Here is a 7,377-nt window from a genome sequence, read left to right as displayed (position 1 = left end):
AAAGAAACGGCGTCAGCATCTTTCCGCAGGTAGGCACCGCCGGAGCCGCGCTTCACCTCAATCAGGCCTCCTTTCTTTAATAATCGGCTGATTTGGCGGATGATAACCGGATTTGTATTGACGCTGCCGGCGATTTGTTCCGATGTCAAAGGATCGCTTCGAACGTGCAACAAGGCTAGCATATGAACGGCTATCGTAAATCTGCTGCTGATTTTCATCAAAATCATCCTTTCGTTGTAAATATAATAATTACAACGAGGAGAGATGTCAAATGATTTTGCCATAAGAGGAAAATGAAACCCTTTTTCGGTTTCTTCGTATGTATGGAAGAAAAATAGTTGACAGGCGATGGTGTGAATAGTAGTTTTTAGAGTAATGAAAAAACCGGGAGGAAAAAAGTTGTTTAAATCAAAGACTCATTTTTGGACGGTACAAATTTTATTGGTACTCCTTATTATTTTTGTTTCTACAAAAGTGTCTTTCCTGTTCGAACCGATTATTGTGTTCGCATCGACACTGTTTTTTCCGGTATTGATCGCAGGGATCTTGTATTTCATCTTCAACCCTGTCGTACGGCTTTTAGAGAAAAAGCTGCCGAGAACTTTGTCCATTTTGCTGATCTATTTGGCGTTTCTGGCGCTCATCGGGTTTGTGCTGTCATCTATCGGCCCAATGTTTACAAAGCAGGTCACCGATTTATTTAATAATATTCCGGACATTGTTAAGCAGATCCAAATTTTCATCAAACAATTATCGAATTCACAGTGGTTCACATGGATGATGAATCAGGATTTTGTTTCTGTATCAAAAATCGAAAGATCAATCGGAGATTTTCTGACGAATCTGCCGGAAAATATTACGGCGAGCCTGTCTTCCGTGTTTGGGGTTGTGACCAATCTTGCGCTGATTGCCTTGACCGTCCCGTTTATCCTGTTTTACATGCTGAAGGACGGACACCGTTTTCCGAATTTGGCTGTAAAAATTCTTCCTGATCAATATAAAAACGAAGGCTTGAAAATTTTTAAGGATTTGTATGATACGCTTGCCGCTTATATTCAGGGACAGCTGATCGTCTGCCTTTTTGTCGGAATCGGCTGCTACATCGGGTTTTTGATCGCCGGTGTGAAGTATGCGCTGATTCTCGGCATGATCATGACCGTGACGAACATCATTCCTTATGTAGGTCCGTTTCTTGGTGCGGCTCCGGCGGTCATTATCGCGTTTCTCGACTCGCCGACGAAAGCCCTGATTGCCGTGATCGTGGTTGTTGTCGTCCAGCAGATCGACGGAAACCTCGTGTCGCCGCTGATTATCGGCAAGCGCCTTAACACACACCCGCTGACGATTATTCTTTTATTGCTCGGCGCCGGCAGCTTCGGGGGCGTCCTCGGCATGATACTTGCCGTTCCGACCTACGCTGTGCTGAAGGCTTTCGCATTGAATATCGTCCGGCTCGTCCGTTTAAGGCAGAGATCGAAAAAGGAAATGACGAAAGAAGCTTAAGATCAAATTTCTGAGAACCTTTTTTCCGCAGGGCCCATATCCTATCGTAAAAGGAATGGCGGAGGTGGAATGATGCCTGCAATTGTAGGGCCGGTTCTGATTCGGGAGGTCGTCGACTCCAGCGCCATTTTTTTTGGAGACGTGTTTGCCATTTCTCCAAAAACGGCGCAATCGTCCGAAATCGGAGGATGCGGAGGGTTTCATGTTGGCGACTTTGGGTACGTCAATAACAAAAGAAGCAAAACAAGCTTCATGGACGCGGATGTTTTCGATGGAACGGTGGGCTTTAACGCATGACAGTCTCTTTTAAAAGAGGCTGTTTGTTTTTTGTAGTATAATGGGAAAAAAGACAGACAGGCAGGTGGAAAGACATGAAAATAAGGAAAGCGAACGTAATGAACGGAGAAACATTGATCACGGATGTTTTTCTGCATGAAAATAAAAAGCAGTTTCATACGCTTGTAGCCGTTCCGGAACTGGAATGGAGCATGCTGATCTCCTATGAGGAAGAAAAGCAGGTGCTCGCAGATAAACTGAAAAGTTCATTGCTAAAAAACATGCAAAGTGATGCGGCAGAGGAGCTTTCGCTGAAGATCGTTCAATGGGTAACCGAAATGTAGAAGAGAAGTTTATCCCCGCCCGTTTCATGCCATACTGGATAAAAAACGCTGCGGTCATCACCGCAAATTTTGCAGCCAAGATAAACTGGGGGTCTTAACATGAGCGATGAATCAATCGATCTATATTTGCAGCAGGGGATGCACGGAGTCCGCGAAACAAAGCCGGATGAGCGAAGGCTGTTTTTGGGCTCGTTGAGGGAAAGGGTGATCATCGCTTTAACAAAGGGACAAGTTCTCCGCCCGAAAGCGTACGATGAAGTGATCACCGCGATCGAATCAAACTCTGATGCGGCATTGCTGTTGAACGGAGACATCGATTATTCCCGTTTTTCCGTCTACATCAAGGCCGCGAACAAGCACGGGGTTCCTTTCTCGATCGTCTCAAACCGGGAGTCTGACACACCGCTCGGGTTGATTCTCGTATCGAAAGACGCTGTTGATAAACAATCGATTTATGTCGAGGACGATATATTTGAACGTTCAAAAGGCTAAAAAACGTTTTGTTTTTTTTCTTAAAAAAGCCGCTTGCGGCGCGGCTTGCCAAACTCTTCCGGCTGTTTCGCCCATTCACTTGTCCGAGTAGATAAGTTATAATGTTACCTATCATACAAAAGGCGGGGAGGGCGTCAATGAAAAAAGCTCTTATATGCATAGATTATACGAACGATTTTGTCGCATCAGACGGAAAGCTGACGTGCGGGGAGCCGGGCCAAAAAATTGAAGGTGCCGTCGCAAAGCTTGCGGAAACGTTTATAAACAGCGGCGACTTTGTCGTCTTTGCGGTCGATGCCCATGATGCTCTCGATTTGCATCACCCGGAAACGCGCTTGTTTCCTCCCCACAATATAAAAGGCACATCTGGACAGGCTTTATATGGAAAGCTCGAAACGCTTTTTAAAAAACACGAAAATGACAGTCATGTATACTACATGGAAAAAACAAGGTACTCCGCTTTCGCGGGAACGAATCTCGAATTGAAGCTTCGCGAAAGAGACATCAAAGAACTGCATTTAATTGGCGTGTGCACAGATATTTGCGTATTGCATACAGCAGTTGATGCTTATAATAAAGGGTTTGATCTTGTCATTCATCAAAACGCAGTGGCTAGCTTCAACCCGGATGGACACGACTGGGCTCTTACCCATTTTACAAACGCCCTTGGAGCCTCAGTGTCGGATTGAGGAAGGAGAAATGAAGGTTGGAACACCGGTTTACAGACGACAGTTTGTCACTTCATACAGATCTTTACCAAATTAACATGGCGGAAACCTATTGGCGCGACGGCATTGATCAAAAAAAAGCCGTCTTTGAACTGTTTTTCAGAAAGCTCCCTTTTGACAGCGGTTTTGCGGTATTTGCCGGTCTGGAGAAAGCGATTGAATATTTGCAAGGTTTCAGATTTACTGAAAGCGATTTAGCTTATTTAAAAGAAGAGCTCGGCTTCAAAGACGATTTTCTCGCCTTTTTAAAAGGGATGAGATTTACCGGGTCCCTTTATTCCATGCAGGAAGGGGAAATCGTTTTCGGAAATGAGCCGATCATGCGGATCGAAGCTCCGCTGGCCGAGGCGCAGCTTGTTGAAACCGCTTTGCTCAACATTGTGAATTATCAAACATTGATCGCTACGAAAGCAGCGAGAATCAAGAGCGTGATCGGTGACGAAACAGCGCTTGAATTCGGAACGAGACGCGCGCATGAAATGGATGCGGCGATGTGGGGTGCAAGAGCGGCGATCATCGGCGGCTTTGATGCCACGAGCAACGTCCGCGCCGGAAAGCGGTTTGACATTCCGGTTTCAGGCACGCACGCCCATGCACTTGTACAGGCCTATCGAGACGAATACACAGCATTTAAAAAATATGCGGAAACCCATAAAAAATGCGTGTTTTTAGTCGATACATATGATACGGTCCGCTCAGGCATTCCCAATGCGATAAAGGTAGCTAAAGAATTCGGCGATAAAATCGAATTTACAGGAATCCGCCTTGACAGCGGCGATCTTGCATACCTGTCCAAAAAGGCGAGAGCGATGCTGGACGAAGCGGGTTTTAAAGATACGAAGGTAGTCGCCTCAAGCGATCTTGACGAATATACGATTATGAACCTGAAAGCCCAAGGGGCGAAAATCGACGTCTGGGGCGTCGGAACAAAGCTGATTACCGCCTATGACCAGCCGGCTCTCGGTGCGGTTTATAAACTCGTCTCAATCGAGGAGAACGGGAAAATGACAGATACGATCAAGATTTCTTCAAATCCGGAAAAAGTAACGACTCCCGGCCAGAAAAAAGTGTATCGGATCATCAACCAGCTGAATCATCATTCAGAAGGCGACTATATCGCTTTGGACTACGAAAAGGTGAATGAGCAGGAGCGGCTTAAAATGTTTCATCCCGTCCATACGTTTATCAGCAAATTTGTTACGAACTTCGACGCAAAAGATCTTCATAAACCGATTTTCGAAAAAGGCAGGCTCGTTTATGAGAATCCGAGCATTCAGGATATTAAGCTGTACGTTCAGGAAAATCTTAATTTGCTTTGGGAAGAGTATAAACGGATCAGCAAGCCTGAAGAATATCCGGTTGATTTAAGCGAAGCATGCTGGAATAACAAAATGCAGCAGATTCATGAGGCAAAAATCAAAGCGATCAAAAGCCTGGATCGGGACTGATCATGCAAACGACCGTATAGCTGGATGCTAAAAACAGATAATTCTCGGGGATTATCTGTTTTTTTTCAATGAATTTTTTCGCAAGTCGAAGGGATTCGTCCATTTATTTGATATACTTAGATCAAAGGTACCTGAGTCGCTAGGGGGAAGAAGAATGAGGGTATTTGTTGCCAGACAGCCAATTTTCAACAGAAATGAACAAGTCGTTGCATATGAGCTTTTATACAGGGAAAGCGAAGAAAACTTTTTCTCTGGAACGGACGGCGACCAGGCGACGACAGAACTAATGATCAACAGCTTTGTAAATATCGGAATCAATAAACTGACAGAAGGTAAAAAATACTACGTAAACTTTACAGAGGGCCTTTTGAAATCGGGATTGCCGACGTATTTTGATCCCGATCGGCTTGTCGTGGAGATTCTCGAAGATGTCCCGATCACCCGGGACCTGATCAGAAGGTGCAGACAATTGAAAAAGCTCGGATATACGATCGCCCTTGACGATTTTTGTTTAAAACACAGCGGGAATCAAGAGCTTCTCAATCAGCTGCTGAAGTATATCGATATACTAAAGGTCGATTTTTTCAAAACGACGCAGGCCGAACGGCGGTTCATTCTGCATTCCTGCCGGTCTTACCATCTGAAATTTCTTGCTGAAAAAGTCGAGACGAGAAAAGAGTATGAACAGGCCGCGGCCGACGGTTTTCATTTGTTTCAAGGGTATTTTTTCAGTGAACCTGTCGTGATCGACGGTCAGGACATTACATATCATTTTCATGCCTATTATGAACTGCTTCATGAGCTAAGCGAAGAACAGCCTGACATTCAGGTTGTCACAAATATTATTGAAAAGGATTTGTCGCTATCCTACCAGCTCTTGAAGCTGCTGAATTCTGCAGCCAGCCGGCCGATACAAAAAATTAAAAGCATCCGCCAGGCGATCGTGCTGCTCGGATTTAAAGAAATCAAAAGATGGATCTACATCCTCTCATTTAAAGACCTGACAAAAAAACAAAATTCAAGCAAAAACGAAGTCGTGAAAATTTCGCTGATCCGGGCGAAGCTTTGCGAATTGCTGGCCAAAAAAACAAGGCGTCCCCAGCCTTCTTCCTATATGCTGACAGGAATGTTTTCATTTATTGATACGCTTTTGCACAAGGAACTGACGGAAGTCATCAGTGAACTGCCGCTGACAGACGAAGTGGGACAGGCGCTGCTTGGCAAAGAGAACGACTATCGAAAAGTTTTGCACCTTGCGAAATTAATTGAGCGAAACGAATGGGAAGATACCTCGCAAACAGACGGCTTAACAAAGGAGGAAGCACACCGATGCTACCTTGAAGCCATCGAATGGTGTCACAAGATATTATAACGTCCAAAAATCCGGCTGTTCTCATACGAGAAGCCGGATTTTTTGCGTTTTCAAGACCAGCGCAGCATCAGTGACATTGTACTGGATGGATTGATGAGAATAATGCGGAGGCCGTCCGGATTGAAGGATACGTCAAGCCGGCTTCTGATACCGGTTTGTCTCAGAAGCGCGATGACGGTTTCTTTTTGCGATCTTTGCGCAGCTTCCATAATTCTTCGCGCAAGGTCGCGCGAAGCAGTTATTCTGTTTAGGATCAGCTGCCCGTCAGCCATCAGGCTGTTTGCGGTTCTTGCGGAGCGGAGAAACACGTCTGTTTTGACCTCGGGAAATAGCTGCCGATCATGAACATGACGGTACGGATATGCCCAATACGCGTTGATGATGTAACATGGAAACAAACTGAACACCTCATTTTTCATTTTACGGGTCAAATTGCGGTTTTTGCGGTGTGAGCACAAGGAATGGTTTTTTCAGGATAAAACATACGCAATATCGTTTTGCGTTTTTTTTCGGTGTTGACGCCGCGGTTGCGTTCCGCAACTCCGTCCGTTTTTTTGCTTTCCATCAGATGATACTTTTGGCTTACGGTCATAAAACGAACTGATTTTGCTCTTATTCCTGTTATAAAAGGATTTTGAAGAGGGTTGAAGTTTTCCTTTTGAAAAAAATGAAAAGTTTTTAAATTTTCTTAGGGTTTGAGAACTAGTGCTCGATGATGTAAAATGGGTGTTATGGTCTATTGAATGTTTGCGGTGTAACGCACGAATGTCAGGCCAACTTTTCGGTGAAAAAGTGGTCATTTCCCTTTAAACTTGTATTAACAGATCAAATACCTATGACTCGTTCACTATACACAAATTGATTGATCTTCCAAAAGGAGTGTGGAATCAGTGGAAAAGCAACAAATTGAAGAGTTAAAGCAATTGCTTTGGCGGCTTGAAAATGAAATCAGGGAAACGAAAGACTCCTTGCGCAAGATTAACAAAAGTATCGACCAATATGATAAATACTCATATTTAAAAACCTCTTAAAAGGACTTGTTTCACAAGTCTTTTTTTTTTTTGCGGTTACGACCCAAAAAAAGGATAAATTATTATATAATTGTTAAAAAAGAAAAATGCACTGTCAATCAGGAATTTGATTTAGTAAAATATGAAGAAAGGAGGGAGTGTCATCTCTAAGCTTTTCAGTCTAGATCATGATAAAATCAAGCA

10 protein-coding genes are annotated in these 7,377 nt (G+C 44.1%); 8 read left to right on the top strand and 2 right to left on the bottom strand.

What is annotated here, in order from left to right; translation table 11 throughout:
* The coding region (locus V7126_RS08985; RefSeq protein ID WP_335497536.1) for an Rrf2 family transcriptional regulator at positions 1 to 218 on the bottom strand (218 nt) is incomplete at its 3' end.
* Positions 219 to 399: 181 nt separating this feature from the next.
* Here V7126_RS08985 and V7126_RS08980 point away from each other — a divergent pair.
* The 7 genes from V7126_RS08980 (at position 400) to V7126_RS08950 (ending at position 6,163) form a co-directional block, all read left to right on the top strand.
* Entirely contained in the window at positions 400 to 1,503 is a 1,104-nt protein-coding gene (locus V7126_RS08980; protein ID WP_175077270.1) for an AI-2E family transporter, read from the top strand.
* A 72-nt stretch (positions 1,504 to 1,575) separates the two neighbouring features.
* A complete protein-coding gene (locus V7126_RS08975; RefSeq protein WP_046131698.1) occupies positions 1,576 to 1,800 on the top strand; it encodes a spore germination protein in 225 nt (74 codons plus the stop codon).
* Positions 1,801 to 1,874: 74 nt separating this feature from the next.
* The gene (locus V7126_RS08970) at positions 1,875 to 2,123 is read left to right on the top strand and encodes a YueH family protein (RefSeq protein ID WP_046131697.1); all 249 of its coding nucleotides are present in this window, start codon (positions 1,875 to 1,877) and stop codon (positions 2,121 to 2,123) included.
* 99 nt (positions 2,124 to 2,222) lie between these two features.
* Positions 2,223 to 2,615: a YueI family protein gene (locus tag V7126_RS08965; protein ID WP_046131696.1), complete on the top strand. Its 393-nt coding sequence runs from the start codon at positions 2,223 to 2,225 to the stop codon at positions 2,613 to 2,615.
* A 137-nt stretch (positions 2,616 to 2,752) separates the two neighbouring features.
* Entirely contained in the window at positions 2,753 to 3,304 is a 552-nt protein-coding gene (locus V7126_RS08960) for a cysteine hydrolase family protein (RefSeq protein ID WP_335497535.1), read from the top strand.
* A gap of 17 nt (positions 3,305 to 3,321) precedes the next feature.
* Positions 3,322 to 4,791, top strand: a complete 1,470-nt coding sequence (locus tag V7126_RS08955) for a nicotinate phosphoribosyltransferase (protein WP_046131694.1) — start codon at positions 3,322 to 3,324, stop codon at positions 4,789 to 4,791.
* Positions 4,792 to 4,945: 154 nt separating this feature from the next.
* Positions 4,946 to 6,163 (top strand): EAL and HDOD domain-containing protein, encoded by a 1,218-nt coding sequence (locus V7126_RS08950; RefSeq protein WP_046131693.1) that lies wholly within the window; start codon positions 4,946 to 4,948, stop codon positions 6,161 to 6,163.
* A 50-nt stretch (positions 6,164 to 6,213) separates the two neighbouring features.
* Here V7126_RS08950 and V7126_RS08945 read toward each other — a convergent pair whose 3' ends face one another.
* A complete protein-coding gene (locus V7126_RS08945; RefSeq protein ID WP_236809861.1) occupies positions 6,214 to 6,561 on the bottom strand; it encodes a hypothetical protein in 348 nt (115 codons plus the stop codon).
* Positions 6,562 to 7,053: 492 nt separating this feature from the next.
* Between V7126_RS08945 and degQ the strand changes: the two genes are divergently transcribed.
* Complete coding sequence (degQ, locus tag V7126_RS08940; protein ID WP_046131692.1) at positions 7,054 to 7,194, top strand: degradation enzyme regulation protein DegQ; 141 nt, start codon at positions 7,054 to 7,056, stop codon at positions 7,192 to 7,194.
* The last annotated feature ends 183 nt before the right edge of the window (positions 7,195 to 7,377 follow it).

This window comes from Bacillus sp. JJ675 (genome assembly GCF_036963165.1).
Lineage (GTDB): Bacteria > Bacillota > Bacilli > Bacillales > Bacillaceae > Bacillus > Bacillus glycinifermentans.
The sequence above is the reverse complement of the archived record's forward strand: the minus strand, read 5'-3'. Positions and strand labels throughout refer to the sequence as shown.

Bases quoted from the DNA above. Each gene is read 5' to 3' on its own strand.
- V7126_RS08950 (WP_046131693.1), top strand. From the start codon at position 4,946: ATGAGGGTATTTGTTGCCAGACAGCCAATTTTCAACAGAAATGAACAA.
- V7126_RS08965 (WP_046131696.1), top strand. From the start codon at position 2,223: ATGAGCGATGAATCAATCGATCTATATTTGCAGCAGGGGATGCACGGA.
- V7126_RS08960 (WP_335497535.1), top strand. From the start codon at position 2,753: ATGAAAAAAGCTCTTATATGCATAGATTATACGAACGATTTTGTCGCA.
- V7126_RS08970 (WP_046131697.1), top strand. From the start codon at position 1,875: ATGAAAATAAGGAAAGCGAACGTAATGAACGGAGAAACATTGATCACG.
- V7126_RS08975 (WP_046131698.1), top strand. From the start codon at position 1,576: ATGCCTGCAATTGTAGGGCCGGTTCTGATTCGGGAGGTCGTCGACTCC.